The organism is Paenibacillus silviterrae (assembly GCF_030167925.1).
Taxonomy (GTDB): domain Bacteria; phylum Bacillota; class Bacilli; order Paenibacillales; family NBRC-103111; genus Paenibacillus_G; species Paenibacillus_G silviterrae.
The window spans coordinates 4,731,888-4,749,106 of record NZ_JASKUT010000001.1 but is presented as its reverse complement, the minus strand read 5'-3'; the positions used below and the strand labels follow the sequence as shown (position 1 = coordinate 4,749,106).

Below are 17,219 nucleotides of genomic sequence, written 5' to 3'. Positions count from 1 at the left end.
TTCCCCAGAGGGAACACCTCGCTCCTTTTGATCCCTGCAGAAAAAGACCCCGCCGTCACAAGCCTTGTAACAGCAGGATCCCTTATTATTAGAAAAAGTCAGGTAAATACGTTTGGCGTACCGGAATCAGCTGCTCCCAAGCCTCAATGGCCTCATCTTCAGCCTGGACCCTGCCGATTTCCTGCAAAAATCTCGGACGCTGGTACCCCATCAGCATAGCCGATAGAGTGGGGATGTCCGTCATGAGGAGCGGCACGCCCTTCGGCGCCTCCTCCAGCTTCACGATGGTCGCCGTACCCGATTCGTCCACCTCCAGCTTGAAGTAGCCGTCATTCCAATCCGCCTGATGATCGGTCACCCGAAGCGCCAGCACATATTCCACGCCGGATTGGAACGGGTACCGTTCAACGAAGCCTTGCACATCCACGATTCGCGCCATAAAATACGGCACCACCTCCTGCTTCACCCTCGGATTATCCAGAAGGAAAGCCAGTTGGTCGCCCGCCGGCGCCTGCACAACAAGCTTCGTAATCATCGAATCGTGATTGCCGAGGAATCTCCACAACGCCAGCCGAGCTCCATGATGAAGGCTGACAAGCTCGTGGACGGTGCATACCTTATCCTTCACATGGTAGTACACATAGCCCGTCGGCTGACCCGACGGATCATAGTAGACGGCGGTTGTTCCTTTTTTCGCCAGGACCCGATCCCTCCACCACTCTTCATCACGTACCAGCGTGCCGTTATAACGGGAGGCGTATGCATCATAAATACGATTCAGCAGCTCGATCTGACCGTCTACCCGCTCAATCCGGCCCGGTTGGGGAGCCAGCTTGGGCAGCAGCTCCGTTTCGATTTCGTATTTCTTGTACTCGCAGTAGGTTTCCCATCCGAACTTGCGGTAGAAGGCAAACTGAAACGGGTGCAGGAACGAAACCGTCTGGCCCTTCTCCTTCATTACCTTGAGTGCATTGTCCAGCAGCCCCGAGACGAGTCCCCCTCTTCGATGCTCCGGCCAGCTCGCGACGCCGGCTACTCCGCCCATCGCATAGACCTTTCCTTGGATCCAGGTCTGCAGCTCCAGCAGGTGCAGCTTTGCCGCCAACTGGTCACCCAGGAAGCTCCCCCAGATCTGCTCGGGCTTTGCCGTAGCCAGTCTCCGTTCACGCTGCTCCGGTGTAAACTCCATTTGAAAAGCAAATTCCGACAGCGCTAAGCTATCCGGCAATTCCTCTGACGTTAACTGGCGTATGTTCATCTCCATCGCGTTTCTCCGCTCCCTTTAGATTAACTCTTCAAGCCGCCGCGAGCACCGCCTTGCTCCAGGGCTGCTACTCTTGTGCATCCGGCCCCAGTGTGCTCGCCATCCCGCTATACTCTTTGGGCTCGAAGGTGAAATAAATCGATCCCCACCCAAACCGGCGATAGCGCTTACTCCGACGCAAGCAGCAGCAGCTCGCACGTGTTTATGACCAGCGTTGTCTTGTCTGCTGCCATTGTAACCCAATTCCATGAGAAATTCCATGATTCGGAGATGGAGGAGGCGATCGGTCCCAAAGCCCCCCTGCGGCGTTACCTGCATTTCCTGCATGTAATTTTCGCCGTTCCACCCCGTTTCGCTTGATTTACTCTTGGAACTGCCGCTACTGCACCTTCGTTGCACGGAATGGCAGAAGTGCTATTATTTTGCCTCTTCCCACTTTCCAACCAGGAAGCTGAGGCGATTAATCGCATTTTTGCAACTACCGGCGGAATTTCGGGCCTTTCGTAGCGCTGCAATGGCAAATGTGCCATTATTGGGCCCCTTCCCGCCTTACAACCAGGAAGCTGGGGCGATTAATCGCATTTTTGCCACTACTAGCGGAATTTCGGACCTTTCGTAGTCCGCAATGGCAGAAGTGCCATTATTTCAACTCTTTCCGCTTTGCTGACAACGATCATAAACGGTTTATAGCTAGGAGTTATTGCAGTTATCTCCCCACCATAGGCCACCACACATGTCGCAAGAACATCACCTCTCCATGCCGATGCCCTCGCTCCAATCTGCTGCGACGTTCCCCCTGTCTTTTCTCCAAATCAACCTCCCTTTGTAAAATGAAAAGAACGCCCTGCCGCCGCTCCTCCAAAACCAGAAGCAGAACAGGACGTTCCTCGTCTCTATTTACCAGTATAACCCAATTGGTAGCGTGTATCTACTCAAACCTTCCATAAAACGCCTTGCGATACACCTCAGCCAGCTCCGTGACAAGAGGCATCCTTGGGTTTGCGGTCGTGCATTGATCCTCGAACGCACGATCCGCCAGCTCCTCCACCCGCTTCTCGAACACAGCAGGATCAATGCCGAGATCGGCGAACTTCTCCGGAATGCCGAGCTTACGGTTCAGCTCCCGAATCGCTTCAATCAAGCTATTTACGCCCTCCTCGGTCGTCTTCGCAGGCAGACCCAGGAAGCGCGCAATCTCTGCATACCGCTCATCCGCCACGAAATGGTCGTATTTCGGGAACGAGGCGAACTTCGTCGGCTTCCGGGCATTATACCGAATGACGTGCGGCATCAGAATCGCATTCGTGCGGCCATGCGCGGTGTGGAATTCCCCGCCCCACTTATGCGCAAGACTGTGGTTAATGCCGAGGAACGCATTGGCGAAAGCCATCCCCGCTATCGTGGAAGCGTTATGCATCTTCTCTCGAGCAAGCGGGTCGCCTGTGGCAAAAGAAGCCTCCAAATACTTGAACACCAGCTGGACTGCCTTCAGAGCAAGCCCATCCGTGTAATCGTTCGCCATGACGGATACATAAGCCTCAATTGCGTGAGTCAGCACGTCCATCCCCGTATCCGCTACAGCCGTCTTCGGCAAGCTGTACACGTACTCGGGATCGATAATCGCCACATCCGGCGTCAGCTCGTAATCGGCCAAAGGATACTTGGTGTGTCCGACCTTCTTATCCGTGATGACCGCGAACGAGGTTACCTCCGAGCCCGTACCGGATGTCGTCGGAATCGCCACGAACTTGGCCCGGCGCCCCAAACGAGGATACTTATAGACACGCTTGCGGATGTCCATGAACTTCTGCTTCAATGAATGAAAGCTGGTGTCCGGGTATTCGTAGAACAGCCACATAGCCTTCGCTGCGTCCATTGGAGACCCTCCGCCTAAGGCGATGATACAGTCCGGCTGGAAGGCCGCCATCATCGCGGTGCCCCGCTCCACCGTTTCTACCGACGGATCGGGTTCTACCTCAGAGAATACCTCTATCAACACCGGTTTACTCCGCTTCCGCAAATAGTGCTCCACCCGCTCCACGTACCCGAGCTTTACCATGGCGGCATCCGTAACGATCATCACCCGAGTGATGTCAGGCATCTTCTCCAGGTACTGGGTCGAGCCCTTCTCGAAATACACCTTCGGCGGTACCTTAAACCACTGCATATTCACCGTCCGGTAAGCGACCCGCTTCAGATTGAGCAGATGCACGGCCGTTACGTTCGCCGTAGTGGAGTTATGACCGTAGGAGCCGCAGCCAAGCGTTAGCGAAGGAAGGTTCGTATTATAAATATCCCCGATCGCCCCGTGCGTAGAAGGTGAATTGACAATGACACGCCCGGTCTTGAGCACGGAGGCAAACTGCTCGATGACCGTCTTATTGTTCGAATGAATGACCGAGGAGTGTCCCATCCCGCCGTACGCCACCACCTCGGCAGCCCGCTGGATGCCTTGCTCCGCATGCTTCACCTTATAACACGCCAATACGGGACTCAGCTTCTCGGCGGACAGCGGATGCGCAGCGCCGACCCCCGTAAGCTCGGCAACAAGGATCTTCGTGTCCGAAGGCACCGTTACACCCGCCATCTCAGCTATCTTGACCGCCGGCTGCCCTACGATAACGGCGTTGACGGCACATTTTTCCGGATGAATGACAAGCCTGGATACGAGCTCCGTCTCTTCCTTGGACAAGAAGTAACAGCCCATTTCCTTCATCAGGCGCTTCGCCGCTTCGTAAATCGGCTCCTCGAGAATGACCGCTTGCTCCGATGCGCAAATCATACCGTTATCAAACGTCTTCGACAGAATCAAATCCGTTACCACCTGCTTCAGATCGGCCGACTTTTCGATGAAGCAAGGCACATTGCCCGGACCGACTCCCAGTGCCGGCTTGCCGGTGCTGTAGGCGGATTTCACCATCGAGGATCCCCCCGTGGCCAGAACCAACGCAACATCCTTATGGTTCATCAGCAGCTGTGTCGCCTCGACGGAGGGCGTCTCGATCCATTGGATGCAATCCTCCGGCGCGCCGGCTTTTACAGCCGCATCCCTAACAACGGCGGCAGCCGCCACGGAGCACTTTTGCGCCGACGGATGAAACGCGAATACGATCGGGTTTCTCGTTTTGACAGCAATCAGTGACTTGAACATCGTAGTTGAAGTCGGGTTCGTCACCGGCGTCACCCCTGCAATGACACCAACCGGCTCCGCTACGACACTAAAGTTCTCATACGGGTTTTCCTCGATAACGCCGACCGTTTTGGCATACTTGATACTGTGATAAATATACTCCGTCGCAAAAATATTTTTCGTAATCTTATCCTCGTATACCCCGCGTCCCGTCTCCTCTATCGCCAGCTTCGCAAGCGCCATGTGCCGGTCCAGCCCGGCGAGCGCCATCTGCTGCACAATGCGGTCGATCGCGTCTTGATCCAGGCTCATATACTCCTGCTGTGCCGCCTTGGCCCGTTCCACAAGCCGGTCTACCTGCTGCTGGACGGACACGTTCTCCGCCCTTTCCGTCTCCTGCCGCGCTTTGTTTACTGCCATCTCCATCCACTCCTCTATAGAAATGATCCTTCCTGATCACTATGTTACTTTTTTCACAAGGAAAGAACTATGAAGTTGCTCACACCGTAACTATTTTTTTCCTGCACAAAAAAGAAAAGGACCACCCTCAGGTGATCCTTCTCACATCCTATGTACCTTTCTCGAATCAATACGCCGAACCGCCGTACAAAAACCGGTTGTTCCACTGGGTTCCGCTAATCGAATCGATGCGTACGCCGCCCGAAGCGACCGAATACGTGTGCAGCATTTGACCGTCCCCGAGATAAATGCCTACGTGCGTAACCGGCTCCGTTGACTTGTTAATCCCTTGGTAATCCGAAGCACTGGAACCTTTGTAGGACATGAAGAACATCAGGTCGCCGCGCTTCAGCTGGCTCCAATCGTTTACCTGGTTGCCCTTGCCCCTCACATAGTCCGCCTGTGCCTGAGAATCACTCGGGAGCACCGTTCTTGCGCCGAGCCAGAAGATCGTCTGCATGAAATCAGAGCAATCGAAGGTGGAATCCTCCCACCGGGTAGAGCCGAATTCATAAGGAGTACCCAAGTAAGCCGTACCGGAATTGATAATGCTATCCACCCGCTCCGCCATAGGCAGGATCACACCGGTTACGGAGAAATCCGTTGCCAGATATTGCGAACCTGTGCTTACGTAGCCGCTCACTCCAGAGGCATCCTCCGCCCGGTACCAGGAAGCATTCACCTTCTCGATGACATACAGACCCTCCCCCACCGGCAAGGAGCGGATAATCGAAGACGAAGTCGAAGGCTGCGTACGGAAATTCACTTTGGCGATCACTTCCGCATTCGATAAAACATCAATGTAAGTGCCGCTGGAGCTGACGTACCCTGTCAATCCTTGAGCATCCTGAATTTGATACCAATTGGGATTGACCATCTGCAAGGCCGTTACCACTTCGCCGGCTTTGAGGTAGCGCATGACATTGCTTGAGGTGGACGGCTTGTCCCGGAAGCTGACGCTTTTCGTCGCCTTAAGCTTGGTAACGGTCTCAGCGGCCTTCGCCGCCTGCATCGGAACCAGAAGCATACACATCATAAGCATGGCTAAGCCGGCGATCCACATTTTTTTCATCGTTAATTCCCCCGAGTTGTTAGAATGTCCTACCCGATCCGGAGTTGCCTAGGGAACGATGTAAAAAAAAGAATCTTCCGCTGAACGCCGCGCGCAGACGTCTTGCGGAGGTCCTCTTTCCTTCGATCGTTCGACAGCTGGCTGGCAAGAAGAACACCGAAACCGGCGTTCTTCGTAGCCCCTATAGCTTTGCGCCGCTGATTTTCATCAGGTTTGCCTTTTCGGGACGGAAAGTGGAAATGCTTTGCATACTCTGAGTATAATTCGACATTATTTTTCCGGCATGTGTCCAAATGCGTATTTTTTTCCATGGAATATTTAAGTTTTATTGCCTATTGTGCGCATGTTAATTTTTGTAAGGAGCTTATAAGGACTCAAAGTGCTTGAGAAGTTCATTGATTTCACGGCGCTTGTCGTTCCTGGAGATTTACAGCATTGGGCAGCAGGGATCCGTAGGGGAGGTTAGAGAAATATAGCCTATTGGTCCTATACATTCGGACATTTCGTATCCCGTTTCTTTTTTGAGGGGAGGTCATTCGTATCAATAAAATCGGAATAACCGTGTTTTCATCTGCCGGTTACCATAAAGTACCTTTAGAGTCGGGAGTTTGTGTCCTTGAAGTTGTATCTATTGAATGGTTTATTGGAATAAATTCCTCCTTAAGATCTGAAGTGCATAGTTCCAAATGCCTATCGTCCAACCTCTACTCTTCCTCCCAGCATCCTTCGCTGTATCCCTCGGTAAGCAGTCCGCCGTACGGACGCAGCACTTCATGAAGCAGCTGTATGACCGGCTCATGCTCATCATTGCAGTATAACTGTTCCAGCGCAGCGACCAACGAATTACTCAGCTCTTCGTCGAACCGCCGCAGCATACGCAAGGCCCACTTCCCGTCTCCTATCCATTGCCGGTTTGCTCTTAATACAAATTCATGCACAGAGCCGATCAGTTTCCCCGCAATAAACAATCTCTCGGCTCGATCCCTGCTGCTTTGCAGATCAAGCAAGCCATTGGTGATGTCATACCTGGCATCGCTCAGCTGCTGCGCGGTCCACTCGTAGGGTCCGGCCTGCAGCGCATCCCGTGCCAGTCCGATAAGCTCCTCCGCAGAGCCGTCGTCCCGCAGAACCGCACCTTCGATGCACATACGCAATATGGACGGAAGTCCCGACTCGGCTGCCGCCTCAATAAACATAGGAAAGCTGTCGCGGGTAACCACGAATGCCTCAATCACCCAGCCGTGAGCGGTGTACGTTTTGCGGAACGGATACGACCGCGAATCATCCAGGATAACCAGATCCAGATCGGAATCCGAGGTTTCTATTCCCTTCGCGGCACTACCGGCAAGTATGGCTGCATTGCATTCGGGAAACTGCTTCTCAAGAAACCATTCCGCCGCTTTCAGGGAAGACACTCGGCCCGCCATCTTATCCCTTCGACCCCACAAGAACGGCTGAACCCAGGAAGTCTCTGCTTTGATCCATCATGTCCGTATACGTAAGCGAGGTGTGCCATACGGAAGCGTCAATATAGGCACCTTCACTTACGATTTGATGCTCATCCGGATGATTCATGTCATCCTGTGCCGACAGCTCTTCCATAGGGGAGACGGAGAGACGAATGTCGGAGTAGCCCTGCGCTTCCAGAATCGCTCTCCATTCTTCTGCAGATAGCAGTTGGGCAATGCCTAGAAACTCCACCAGTTCGTCTTTAATGCCTCCCGTCACGTCGTGAAGACGGATCACTTCACTGTCATATAACATCCCTCCGGGCTTCAGCACCCGGTAATATTCCGCAACCGCTGCCGATGCATCCGCGAAATTGGTAACGGATTCGGCAAGGACAAGATCAAATTGATTGTCCTCAAAAGGAAGCCGGCAGATGTCGCCTACAGCAAAATCTACTTTCACCTGCTGCAATTCACTGCGCTTTTTCGCTTTCTCAATCATCCCCGGTCGCAAGTCGACGGCAGATACTTGAAAGCCCTTTTGTGCAAGCAGACATGCTGTACGGCCTGTTCCGCACCCGACCTCCAGAATGGAGCTGCCCGGCTGCAGAGGAATGGTATCCAGCATTTTTAAGGTAAAAGCGAATCCTCCGGGATGGGCGCTGCCTATTCCCAGATGCGTTAACATATCTAAATAATTCAAGGTTAATCCTCCCCTTCGCACACTACTAATAAGTAAATGCGCGGAGCGAGGAGATGGTTTGGGCGATTGCCTCAGGGCATCCGTCCAAACAATTCATAAGCGGCTCCATATGCTGTTGTAGAAAACGTCAGGGAGGTGATAGACATGAGTGCAGTTGCAGGCTACCGCTCTTCCACAGCAGCAATCCTTGTGCTTTACATCCTGTTGGTCATCATTTTGTCCGCAGGTTTCTTTGTCTAAATGACACAGGGACGAATAAGAGCGTCGACCACTCGGGCCGACGCTCTTTCCTGCCTTCTTTTAAGCTTCCGCCAGCTGAAGCACGCGAACCAAGGCTCCGCGGGGAGGGGCTTGCCCGCCTGCAGGAATGCACAGCAAACACTCCGCATCCTTGATTGATACCATGATGCTGGACTTGTCCCTACCGGCAGGCGCTACCTTTAGTGTTGCTTGCTCGGTGTAAGTACGGGCTCTTACATAGCGCGGGTAAGCGGAGCCTTTGCCGTAATCCGCATCCAGCAATGCGGTACATTCTCTGGGCAAAGGACGGGCGCAGCCTTGAATCGCTTTGAGGTACGGCCTCACGAACAGCTCAAAGCCGACGAAGCTTGCGCCCGGATTCCCTGACAAAGCAAACAGCGGCTTCCCCCGCCACCAGCCGAACGAGCTTGGACTCCCCGGGCGCATCGCCACCTTGTTGAAGATGAGCTCCCCGTCCCAGCGCTGAAACAGCTCGACCAGCACATCCTTATCACCGACGGAAACTCCCCCGGTCGTTACGAGGATATCCGCCCAGTCCAGCGCCTGCAGCAATGCCGCCTCTACCGTTTCCGGACAGTCGGGTAAAATCGGCATCAGCCTTGGCTCTCCTCCTGCTTCACGGATCTGGCAGGCAAGCATATGGCTATTGCTGCCTCGTATACGGCCAGGCTCCAGCGCAGCATCTATTGGGAGCAGCTCGGAGCCAGTGGAGAAGACCGCCACTCGAGGTGCACGGTGCACCCTCACCTCGGCACAGCCGAACGTGGCCAAAATGGCCGCTTCCCCGGGTCCGATACGGCGTCCTGTTTCCAGCAGCAGCTCCCCCACCCCGATTTCCTGACCGATTGGAGTGATGTTGTCACCCACGCGCATCGACTTGCGGATCAGGACCTTGTCGCCCTCCGGCCCGTCACCGGCCAGCAGCTTGTCCGTCATCTCCAGCATAATGACCGCATCCGCACCTTCCGGTACGACTGCGCCAGTCATAATGCGGGCCGCCTCTCCCGGCTGGACGGACCTTTCCGGCACCGATCCGCAAGGAATCATCTCCGTCACGCGAAGCGCAACGGGCCGAAGCGCTTCCGCGTCCAGGCTGTCACTGGCCCGGATGGCATAGCCATCCATTCCCGAGCGGCGAAAATGCGGCACCGGATGGTCTGCTATGACGCTCTGCGCAAGCCTTCGGCCATGAGCCAGCTCCAGCGGAACGGCCTCCTCAGGCAGCAGCTCCGCCCGCTTTAGGATAAGCTGCTGCGCCTCCTCCACCGTGATCGCTTTCCTGCCGAAGCGCAGCGAATTCGTCTGATCTGCGGCCATGCTTACCCTCCAATCTGCGACATGCGGCGCACCGTCGGCGTGTGGCTCTGCCGTTCGTTCAGCAGCGCCTTCGCCATTTCGTGGCTTTCGGGCTTCACGTCAAGCGCACGGAAGAACAGCTCGGCCAGCGCCTTGTCGTCGCCGATGGCTTTGCGAACATTAAATTCGTCCGACCAATACAAGCAGGGCTTGATGTTCCCGTCCGCCGTCAGCCGGAGCCGGTTGCAGGTTTCGCAGAAATGATCGCTCACAGGATGGATCAGACCGAATGAACCCGCGGCACCGGTAATTTTGTAGTTTTGCGACGGTCCGTTTCCGTACACCTCACCCGAAGGCTCGGCAATCCATCCCTTGGCTGCACAAACATCCAGTACCGTGCTAAGGGGGACATACTTATCCTTCCAATTCTGGTCGTCATGACCGATCGGCATATATTCTATAAATCGCACCTGCAGCGTCCGCTCGATCGTCAGCCGCAGGAAATCCTCAATTTCGTCATCATTCAAGCCCTTCATGAGCACGACATTCAGCTTGATCGGGTCAAGTCCCACGCGGTAGGCTGCCTCGATACTGCCCAGCACCCTTTGAATGTCGCCGCCACGGGTAATCAGCTTGAAGCGGTCTGCTTTCAGCGAGTCCAGACTCATGTTGATCCGAGTCAGCCCGGCTGCCTTAAACTTCTCCGCCCGCGATGCAAAATATATCCCGTTCGTCGTAAGCGCGATATCCTCAATACCGGGGATGGCGCTCAGACTAGCGATCAGCTCTTCCAAATTTTTGCGTACCAGCGGCTCTCCGCCGGTAATCCGCAGCTTGCGAACCCCATATCCGGCCAGTACGCGAACGACCTCGGTAATTTCATGAAAGGTGAGCAGCTTCTCCTCAGGCTCAAACTCCATGCCTTCCTCCGGCATGCAGTAAACACATCGAAGATTACAGCGATCCGTTACCGAAATGCGAAGATAATCATGAACTCTTCCAAACCGGTCCACTAGCACCATAGACATCCATACCCCTCCCCGCTCTCAGCCTCTTGTAGCTATTATGGCATATCCGTTTGGAAAAATATAGCCTATCTCCCCTGCAGTAATTGCTCATAAGCGGCAGGATCGTTCACATTTCGAGCAAAGTCCAACCCGATCTGTCTTGTTTCGAAAAAAGCCTCATCGGCATAGGCCGTACAGAGCTTGTCGAGCAGCCGCATAAGCCGAAGGTCTTCCGCCTGCAGCTGCCGCTCCACAGATGGCAGGCAACGCCGGCGGTAGAGACCGTGCAGCGGCTGTACGCGTCCATGAAGCCGCGGCACCGCGGCATCCCAGCTGTCCTCCTCCAGCAGCCCGGCAAGAGCCAGTGCAGCCGCGGCGGAAATAAAAGGCATATCGCACGCGGCCACCCAAAGCGTATCGTTCTTGGCGGCATGCAGCGCTGCCTGCATACCCCCTAGCGGCCCGAGACCCGGCTGTCGATCCGGAATCAAGGTTACGTTGAAATGTTTCGGAAGGACCGACTTGTGACGATCGGGCTCATTGGTTATTAACAGCAGCTCCTGACAGCAGGAACGCATCACGACCAGCTGATGCTCAAGAAAGGTCCTTCCTTGATAGGATAGCAGCGCCTTGCTTCTCCCCCCCATCCGGCTGTTTAGTCCTCCGGCCAGAATGACGCCGCTGAGCTTCGAGTCGCGTGTCGTCATTGCTCCTCTGAGCCCTCCAGCTCACTCAGCTTCTTCTCGAACGACTCCCGCCAGCTTGCCGCAAGCGCCGCTACCTCCAGAATACGCCGGAGGGCGGGGACATCCTCCTTGTCATGGAATTTCACGCGGTTCACTTCGGCGACGGATATCCCCGACTCCTCCCGCTTCACAAGCTCGAACGCCTGCCCTGATGCTACAATGCCCTCTTGCAGCACGCGGAAGTAGTACCCCGTATAGCCTGTCTCCTGCACCTGCACGGGCAAATCGGGCGTCTCATGCAGCTTCCCCAGCTTAAAGCACGGCCGCCGCGGCTGGCTGACTTGAACGATTGCGCTCCCGATCGCATATATATCGCCGATATGCACTGTACCTTCCGTCATCCCCTGAACTGTAAAATTCTCGCCGAAGGCGGCAGCCGGCAGCTGCTTCTTCAGCTGCTCCTCCCAATAGGCGTAGTGCTCCGCCGGGTACACGCACACCGCTTTATCGGGCCCTCCATGGTTCACCAGATCCGCTTGTCCGTCCCCCTGCAGATTGACTGCACTGAGACGAATCTCTCCTTCCACAGGCTGCTTGAAAATCCCCGTTTGCAGCGGCTTGCCCTGGTATTGTATCGTCATCGGTTTACCGACATTAAGCGAGATCAGTCGCATGACATGCACTTCCCTTTTCATCTTGGTAATCCTAGGATAAACCTCAAGGAAGCAGGGCGCAAGAGCTGCGGGATGCAAAAAAAGGCCAACCCGCCTGTCCCCGGCTTCCCAGAAGCCGAAGGTCTGATGGTCAGCCTTTTCCTCAAGTAAGTGAAACTGCGTGTCACCCCAACCTTTAGCGCGGGATTACCCGCATCAGGTCTTCACCCAGGCATCGTTCTCGTACCCCCGCAGCTCCCAATAGCCGATGTGCTCCTTCTCGATCAGCTCGATCGCCTGCAGCCACTTGACCGACTTATAGGCGTACATCTGCGGTACGATCAGCCGGACGGGACCTCCGAGCTTCTGTGGGATCGGCTCGCCGTCCATAAGGACAGCCACCAGGACATCGTCCATGCGCGCCTGTTCCAGCGAGAGTGCATCCGTATAAACTTTATCGCCCGAGTAAAACTTCACATACTTCGCCCGATCCTTAACCTGGGCCAAGTCCAGAAGGTCCCGAAGCAGAATGCCCTCCCACGTCACCTTATACACCGACCAGCCGGTGATGCAGTGAAAGTCGCTTACCTGCACCGTCCGCTTCAGCTGCAGAAACTGCTCCCAGCTCCAGACCTGCTCCTTCTCCACCAGACCGGAGAGCGCGAACTGCCAGCTCTCGCTGGAGAACGCGGGAATCGGGGTGACCGTGTACACCCGGAAGCGCCCTTGGGCGCCGCCCCCTGCGGGGGGCAGCGAGGCGGGCAGCGGGTCCGGCGGCGGCACCATCCGGTTGCCGTCCTCCAGCCTCAGCTGCCCGGTGGCATCGCCGCCCGCATCGGTCGCGTTCTTCAGCCATCGATACATCGATGGCCCGACGGCCGCGACCAGCACTGCCCCGGCGGCCAGGCGCAGGAACGTCGCCCGCGACACGGGCGACCGCTTCAGGGCCGCGACCACCGCTCCAGCGGCGGTCAGCGCGGCCCCCGGCACGGCAACTTCGCCCGATGCCGCGCTGCTGCTGCGCGCCGCCTTCACCCAGCGGCTGCGCGAAAAAGCATGGTAGGCGGCATAAGGCACGCCTACCCAAGTGAACGCATCGTGCAGCCAGAGCGCACGATTCGCCCAAACCGGTGGCAGCGCGTTGTACTGCCACAGCACGAGGCCGGTGACGCCCCAACCGGCCAGCAAACCCAGGACAACGCCAAGGTTCCAGCGTTGTCCCGCGCGCGCCCGCAGCTGCCGCCAGTGCCTCGGCAGCAGCGGCGCGTAGGCGGCCAGCACTAGCAGGCTGGCCGCCCCTAAACCGATGTGCGCGTATTTGAGCCATACGCGCCCGGCCCCCATCGTCCCGCGCAAGGCCGGGACGAGCAGCAGCACGCCGGTCACGGCGAGCAGCACAAGCAGCCACGCGTTCCAGGCGTGCAGCTTCGTCAGCCGTTTCCCGTAGCTGACGCCGCCGAGCCACGGTATGCGTTTGCCTTTGATCCGTTCCGTCATGAGGATCCCTCCTGCGGAAAGCAGGGTGACTCCCCCGCTCTCCCACCGTTTACCTAAATATACGCAAAAGCCCTCAAGTTAAGCTTGCCGATTGCCCGAGAGCCGGAGGTGCAGCAGTACCCGATATATTTCATTCCCTAAACGCTTTACAGCCTAAATGTTTCATGTCGTTAACCGGCAGCGCCTATTCCACATGCCCCATAATGACGCCGGCCGTTTCCTCGATCGCCTTATCCGTTACATTAATCACCCGGCAGCCTACCTGCTTCATAATGGAATGGGCATACTCCAGCTCCTCATGAATACGCTCCATCGTGGCATACTTCGCACCCGACGGCAGCCCCACCGCTTTCAGCCGCTCCGTGCGGATTTTATACAGCTTCTCCGCATCCATCGTTAAGCCGACAATCCGGTCCCCGGGAACGAGAAACAGCTCCTTCGGAGGCTTCACCTCCGGCACCAGCGGGAGATTCGTCACCTTGATTCCCTTATGCGCCATGTAAATGCTAAGCGGCGTCTTGGACGTACGGGAGATCCCGATTAAGACCAGCTGCGCCTTTAGCAGCGCACTCGTATCTCGACCATCGTCGCATTTCACGGCAAATTCCACGGCTTCCACTCTGCGAAAATAATCCTCATCCATCTGATGCAGCAGTCCCGGCTTTCGCTTCGGAGCATCGCCCCACGTATCGATGAAGGCCTCCATCATCGGGCCCATAATGTCAACCGCCCGAACGCCGAGCCGGGCCGCTTCCTCCCGCATCGTTTCCCGCAGCTCCGGCTGCACTAACGTATACGCAACGAAGCCGCCGCGCTGCGCCGCCTTTTCCAGAATGGAACGGATCTCATCCTCCGTCCGTATGTGCCCGATCCGCTTGGTCGTTACATGATGCCCGTCAAACTGACGGATCGTTGCCCTTACGACAGCGTCCGCCGTCTCCCCTACCGAATCGGAACAAATGGTAATTTCATATTGGTTGTCGTCTTTCATCTTACTTTTTCCCCCATTTACGCTGTACCGCCGATACCCAGCTCCAGCAAAATCTGCGTCATGATCGTCTTCGTCACCCGGCCGACAATTTCCAAGCGCGGACGCGTTCCCGGTGCTCCCTGGATCGGCACCACCACAGGCAAACTGTCCACCTGGTGACGAATCATTTTTCTAGCTGCATCGATTACCGATTCATCGGGTCCGACATGGACAACGTTCGGCTCACGCGTCATAACCATACTGACGGGCATCGAACCCCCATTCCCGTTACCCAGTGTGAATTTGAGCAAGTCCTTTCGGGAGATCACCCCGGTCAGGCAGCCTTCATCGTCCGCTACGATCAAATTTCCCACGTTCTCCATAAAAAGCGTAACCACCGCGTCATGAACCGACGTATGCTCTTTCACGATAACAGGGACCGCCTGCACTTCCTTCACCTTCATCTCCTGCAGCTTCCGGGATACGATCGTACCTGGCTGCACGGCCGTTCCAGCCGTATAACCTACCTTTGGCTTCGCATCGATTAATCCCAGCATAACCAGCAGAGCTAAATCCGAGCGTAAAGTCGGTCGGCTGAGCCCCAGCATCTCGGCAATCTGTTCCCCGGTGATCGGAGCATGGGCTTTAACCAATTCCACAATTTGCAATTGGCGTGCTGATAATTCGATGACAGGTCCCCCCCAACACTTAACTACCTACTACCTGCCATTGTATCAAAAAAATAGAACTGCTAATAGCTCCAAAAAGCGGAGCATATTTCTCAATTTTCTTATTTAGTACACACAGTTACGCAATTTAATGTGTACTATTTTCGATGTAGTGTGCTATATTTATTCCATAAATCATTATTAGTATATAAATGGGAGTGGGATTCGTATGGAAAGAGAGCTTGCACTTGAGGTCGTAAGAGTCACCGAGCTGGCTGCCTTATCGGCAGCGCGCTGGATGGGACGCGGGGATAAAAATGAGGCGGATGGAGCGGCAACAAGCGCCATGCGAGCCATGTTCGATTCGGTGTCTATACAAGGAACGGTCGTTATCGGGGAAGGAGAAATGGATGAGGCACCGATGCTATATATCGGAGAATCCGTCGGTAACGGACAAGGTCCTGAGGTGGATGTTGCCGTGGATCCCCTGGAAGGTACGGAGCTGGTAGCGAAAGGACTGCATAATGCGCTTGCCGTCGTAGCGATTGCCGGTAAAGGCAACCTGCTTCACGCTCCGGATATGTATATGGAGAAGCTTGCCGTAGGACCTGCCTTGGCCGGCAAACTCAGCTTAAACGATCCTCTGGAGATGACGCTAACGAAAGCCGCGGCTATTTTGGGTAAGCCACTCAGCAATCTTACCGTGTCCATATTGGACCGCGAGAGGCATCGGACTCACATCCAAACCCTTCGTGACACCGGTGTACGAATCAAGCTCTTGAGCGATGGGGATGTAGCCGGTGCCATGGCTCCTGCGATGGCCGAATCGGGAATTGATCTCTATGTAGGCTCAGGGGGAGCACCGGAGGGAGTACTTGCCGCTGCGGCGCTTCGCTGCTTGGGAGGGGAGCTTCAAGGCCGGCTGATGGCATCGGAGCCATCGGAATGGAACCGTTGCCTCGACATGGGCATCCAAGATCCGTGCAAGCTCCTGACTATGGAGGATATGATCGGAACGGAGGATGTCATTTTTGCTGCGACCGGCATCACTCCAGGTGAAATCCTTGGCGGCGTGCGCTACCTTGCCGATCAGCAAGCGGAAACCCATTCCATCGTCATGCGTGCCAAAACCCGGACGATCCGTTTTATCCGGTCCCTTCATTATTTGCCGAACAAAACACAGCTTCATTGATAAAATCTTCTCCTGTGTTATATAGTATATAAATACTGACCTATAACACAGGAAGAAGGTTTGATTTTGAGCTTTTTATTTTATACCGTTGTCGGTTTGCTTGCAGCCACTTTGGGAAGCTTGGTTGGGCTGGGCGGCGGCATCATCACTGTTCCTGCACTCGTTTATCTCGGTCCGCTCATTCTGGGCCATCCTGTCGATGTAACGACGGCCGTCGGCACTTCACTGGCTGTTCTTGTTTTCACGGCCATGTCCTCTACCTTCACCTTTGTGAAGCAGAAACGCGTCGATTTTCGCAGCGGCTGGATTTACTTTATCACTTGCGGTCCGGGTGCCATGCTTGGTTCTTATACTACACAATTCGTGAACGCGAAATCCTTTCAGCTTAGCTTCGGGTTCTTCATGCTGGCGATGGCGATCCTAATGATCCTTCGCGATAAGCTAAAGCCATTGAATGTGAAATGGGGCATCCAACATACCTATACCGACGCAAGCGGCCAGAGCTTTGAATATGGCTACAGCATTTTCCCCGCCCTGCTCATCGGCTTAGGTGTCGGGTTTATATCCGGATTGTTTGGCATTGGCGGTGGCTCGCTTTTTGTGCCGGCTATGGTTCTGCTGTTTCGTTACCCGCCCCACGTTGCTACTGCTACCTCCATGTTCGTTATTTTCCTCTCCTCCCTCACAGGGACCTTCACCAAGCTAAGCTTAGGAGAGGTAGATCTATGGATGGTATTGGGGTTAGCTCCAAGTGCAATTGTCGGTGGCTGGCTAGGAGCCAAGATCGCAGGGAAGCTCAGCAGTAAAAAGCTGCTCTGGGTTCTGCGCATTACATTCCTTATTGTGGCTCTCAAAATGATTTATGAAGGCATTTTCTTAACCTGATACAGAAAGTCGCACAACACATGTTGTT

At 55.2% G+C, this 17,219-nt stretch carries 16 protein-coding genes and 1 riboswitch; of the genes, 3 read left to right on the top strand and 13 right to left on the bottom strand.

Annotated features, from left to right (window positions below):
• Positions 1-88: 88 nt before the first annotated feature.
• From QMO62_RS22125 to QMO62_RS22100, 6 genes are all read right to left on the bottom strand, one after another.
• Positions 89-1,264: a GNAT family N-acetyltransferase gene (locus QMO62_RS22125; protein ID WP_284644325.1), complete on the bottom strand. Its 1,176-nt coding sequence runs from the start codon at positions 1,262-1,264 to the stop codon at positions 89-91.
• A gap of 167 nt (positions 1,265-1,431) precedes the next feature.
• Positions 1,432-1,557, bottom strand: coding sequence for a hypothetical protein (locus tag QMO62_RS22120; protein ID WP_284644323.1), 126 nt, complete (start codon positions 1,555-1,557; stop codon positions 1,432-1,434).
• Positions 1,558-2,192: 635 nt separating this feature from the next.
• Positions 2,193-4,814, bottom strand: coding sequence for a bifunctional acetaldehyde-CoA/alcohol dehydrogenase (adhE, locus tag QMO62_RS22115; RefSeq protein ID WP_284644321.1), 2,622 nt, complete (start codon positions 4,812-4,814; stop codon positions 2,193-2,195).
• A gap of 166 nt (positions 4,815-4,980) precedes the next feature.
• Positions 4,981-5,925, bottom strand: a complete 945-nt coding sequence (locus tag QMO62_RS22110; RefSeq protein ID WP_284644319.1) for a C40 family peptidase — start codon at positions 5,923-5,925, stop codon at positions 4,981-4,983.
• Between the two features lie 129 nt (positions 5,926-6,054).
• Positions 6,055-6,153: riboswitch (cyclic di-GMP riboswitch) on the bottom strand.
• 476 nt (positions 6,154-6,629) lie between these two features.
• Complete coding sequence (locus QMO62_RS22105) at positions 6,630-7,340, bottom strand: nucleotidyltransferase domain-containing protein (protein WP_284644317.1); 711 nt, start codon at positions 7,338-7,340, stop codon at positions 6,630-6,632.
• 13 nt (positions 7,341-7,353) lie between these two features.
• On the bottom strand, positions 7,354-8,076 hold the full coding sequence (locus QMO62_RS22100) for a class I SAM-dependent methyltransferase (protein ID WP_284644315.1): 723 nt from the start codon (positions 8,074-8,076) through the stop codon (positions 7,354-7,356).
• A 144-nt stretch (positions 8,077-8,220) separates the two neighbouring features.
• Between QMO62_RS22100 and QMO62_RS22095 the strand changes: the two genes are divergently transcribed.
• On the top strand, positions 8,221-8,316 hold the full coding sequence (locus QMO62_RS22095; RefSeq protein ID WP_284644314.1) for a YjcZ family sporulation protein: 96 nt from the start codon (positions 8,221-8,223) through the stop codon (positions 8,314-8,316).
• 60 nt (positions 8,317-8,376) lie between these two features.
• Here QMO62_RS22095 and QMO62_RS22090 read toward each other — a convergent pair whose 3' ends face one another.
• From QMO62_RS22090 to QMO62_RS22060, 7 genes are all read right to left on the bottom strand, one after another.
• Positions 8,377-9,654, bottom strand: a complete 1,278-nt coding sequence (locus QMO62_RS22090) for a molybdopterin molybdotransferase MoeA (RefSeq protein WP_284644313.1) — start codon at positions 9,652-9,654, stop codon at positions 8,377-8,379.
• A gap of 2 nt (positions 9,655-9,656) precedes the next feature.
• Entirely contained in the window at positions 9,657-10,661 is a 1,005-nt protein-coding gene (moaA, locus tag QMO62_RS22085; protein ID WP_284644312.1) for a GTP 3',8-cyclase MoaA, read from the bottom strand.
• 65 nt (positions 10,662-10,726) lie between these two features.
• Positions 10,727-11,347, bottom strand: a complete 621-nt coding sequence (gene mobA / locus QMO62_RS22080; RefSeq protein WP_284644311.1) for a molybdenum cofactor guanylyltransferase — start codon at positions 11,345-11,347, stop codon at positions 10,727-10,729.
• Complete coding sequence (locus QMO62_RS22075) at positions 11,344-12,021, bottom strand: MOSC domain-containing protein (protein WP_284644309.1); 678 nt, start codon at positions 12,019-12,021, stop codon at positions 11,344-11,346. The genes mobA and QMO62_RS22075 overlap by 4 nt, the downstream gene beginning before the upstream one ends.
• 174 nt (positions 12,022-12,195) lie before the next feature.
• A complete protein-coding gene (locus QMO62_RS22070; protein ID WP_284644307.1) occupies positions 12,196-13,476 on the bottom strand; it encodes a molybdopterin-dependent oxidoreductase in 1,281 nt (426 codons plus the stop codon).
• Positions 13,477-13,660: 184 nt separating this feature from the next.
• Entirely contained in the window at positions 13,661-14,467 is an 807-nt protein-coding gene (locus QMO62_RS22065; RefSeq protein ID WP_284644305.1) for a pyruvate, water dikinase regulatory protein, read from the bottom strand.
• A gap of 17 nt (positions 14,468-14,484) precedes the next feature.
• On the bottom strand, positions 14,485-15,114 hold the full coding sequence (locus tag QMO62_RS22060) for a helix-turn-helix transcriptional regulator (RefSeq protein ID WP_284644304.1): 630 nt from the start codon (positions 15,112-15,114) through the stop codon (positions 14,485-14,487).
• A gap of 229 nt (positions 15,115-15,343) precedes the next feature.
• Between QMO62_RS22060 and glpX the strand changes: the two genes are divergently transcribed.
• Together glpX and QMO62_RS22050 are read left to right on the top strand one after the other, a co-directional pair.
• The gene (gene glpX, locus QMO62_RS22055; protein ID WP_284644302.1) at positions 15,344-16,306 is read left to right on the top strand and encodes a class II fructose-bisphosphatase; all 963 of its coding nucleotides are present in this window, start codon (positions 15,344-15,346) and stop codon (positions 16,304-16,306) included.
• Between the two features lie 66 nt (positions 16,307-16,372).
• The gene (locus QMO62_RS22050) at positions 16,373-17,191 is read left to right on the top strand and encodes a sulfite exporter TauE/SafE family protein (RefSeq protein WP_284644299.1); all 819 of its coding nucleotides are present in this window, start codon (positions 16,373-16,375) and stop codon (positions 17,189-17,191) included.
• The last annotated feature ends 28 nt before the right edge of the window (positions 17,192-17,219 follow it).

Coding starts and splice junctions, on each gene's coding strand:
- QMO62_RS22125 (WP_284644325.1), bottom strand. CDS start 1,264: ATGGAGATGAACATACGCCAGTTAACGTCAGAGGAATTGCCGGATAGC.
- adhE (WP_284644321.1), bottom strand. CDS start 4,814: ATGGCAGTAAACAAAGCGCGGCAGGAGACGGAAAGGGCGGAGAACGTG.
- QMO62_RS22110 (WP_284644319.1), bottom strand. CDS start 5,925: ATGAAAAAAATGTGGATCGCCGGCTTAGCCATGCTTATGATGTGTATG.
- QMO62_RS22095 (WP_284644314.1), top strand. CDS start 8,221: ATGAGTGCAGTTGCAGGCTACCGCTCTTCCACAGCAGCAATCCTTGTG.
- QMO62_RS22090 (WP_284644313.1), bottom strand. CDS start 9,654: ATGGCCGCAGATCAGACGAATTCGCTGCGCTTCGGCAGGAAAGCGATC.
- moaA (WP_284644312.1), bottom strand. CDS start 10,661: ATGTCTATGGTGCTAGTGGACCGGTTTGGAAGAGTTCATGATTATCTT.
- mobA (WP_284644311.1), bottom strand. CDS start 11,347: ATGACGACACGCGACTCGAAGCTCAGCGGCGTCATTCTGGCCGGAGGA.
- QMO62_RS22075 (WP_284644309.1), bottom strand. CDS start 12,021: ATGAAAAGGGAAGTGCATGTCATGCGACTGATCTCGCTTAATGTCGGT.
- QMO62_RS22070 (WP_284644307.1), bottom strand. CDS start 13,476: ATGACGGAACGGATCAAAGGCAAACGCATACCGTGGCTCGGCGGCGTC.
- QMO62_RS22065 (WP_284644305.1), bottom strand. CDS start 14,467: ATGAAAGACGACAACCAATATGAAATTACCATTTGTTCCGATTCGGTA.
- glpX (WP_284644302.1), top strand. CDS start 15,344: ATGGAAAGAGAGCTTGCACTTGAGGTCGTAAGAGTCACCGAGCTGGCT.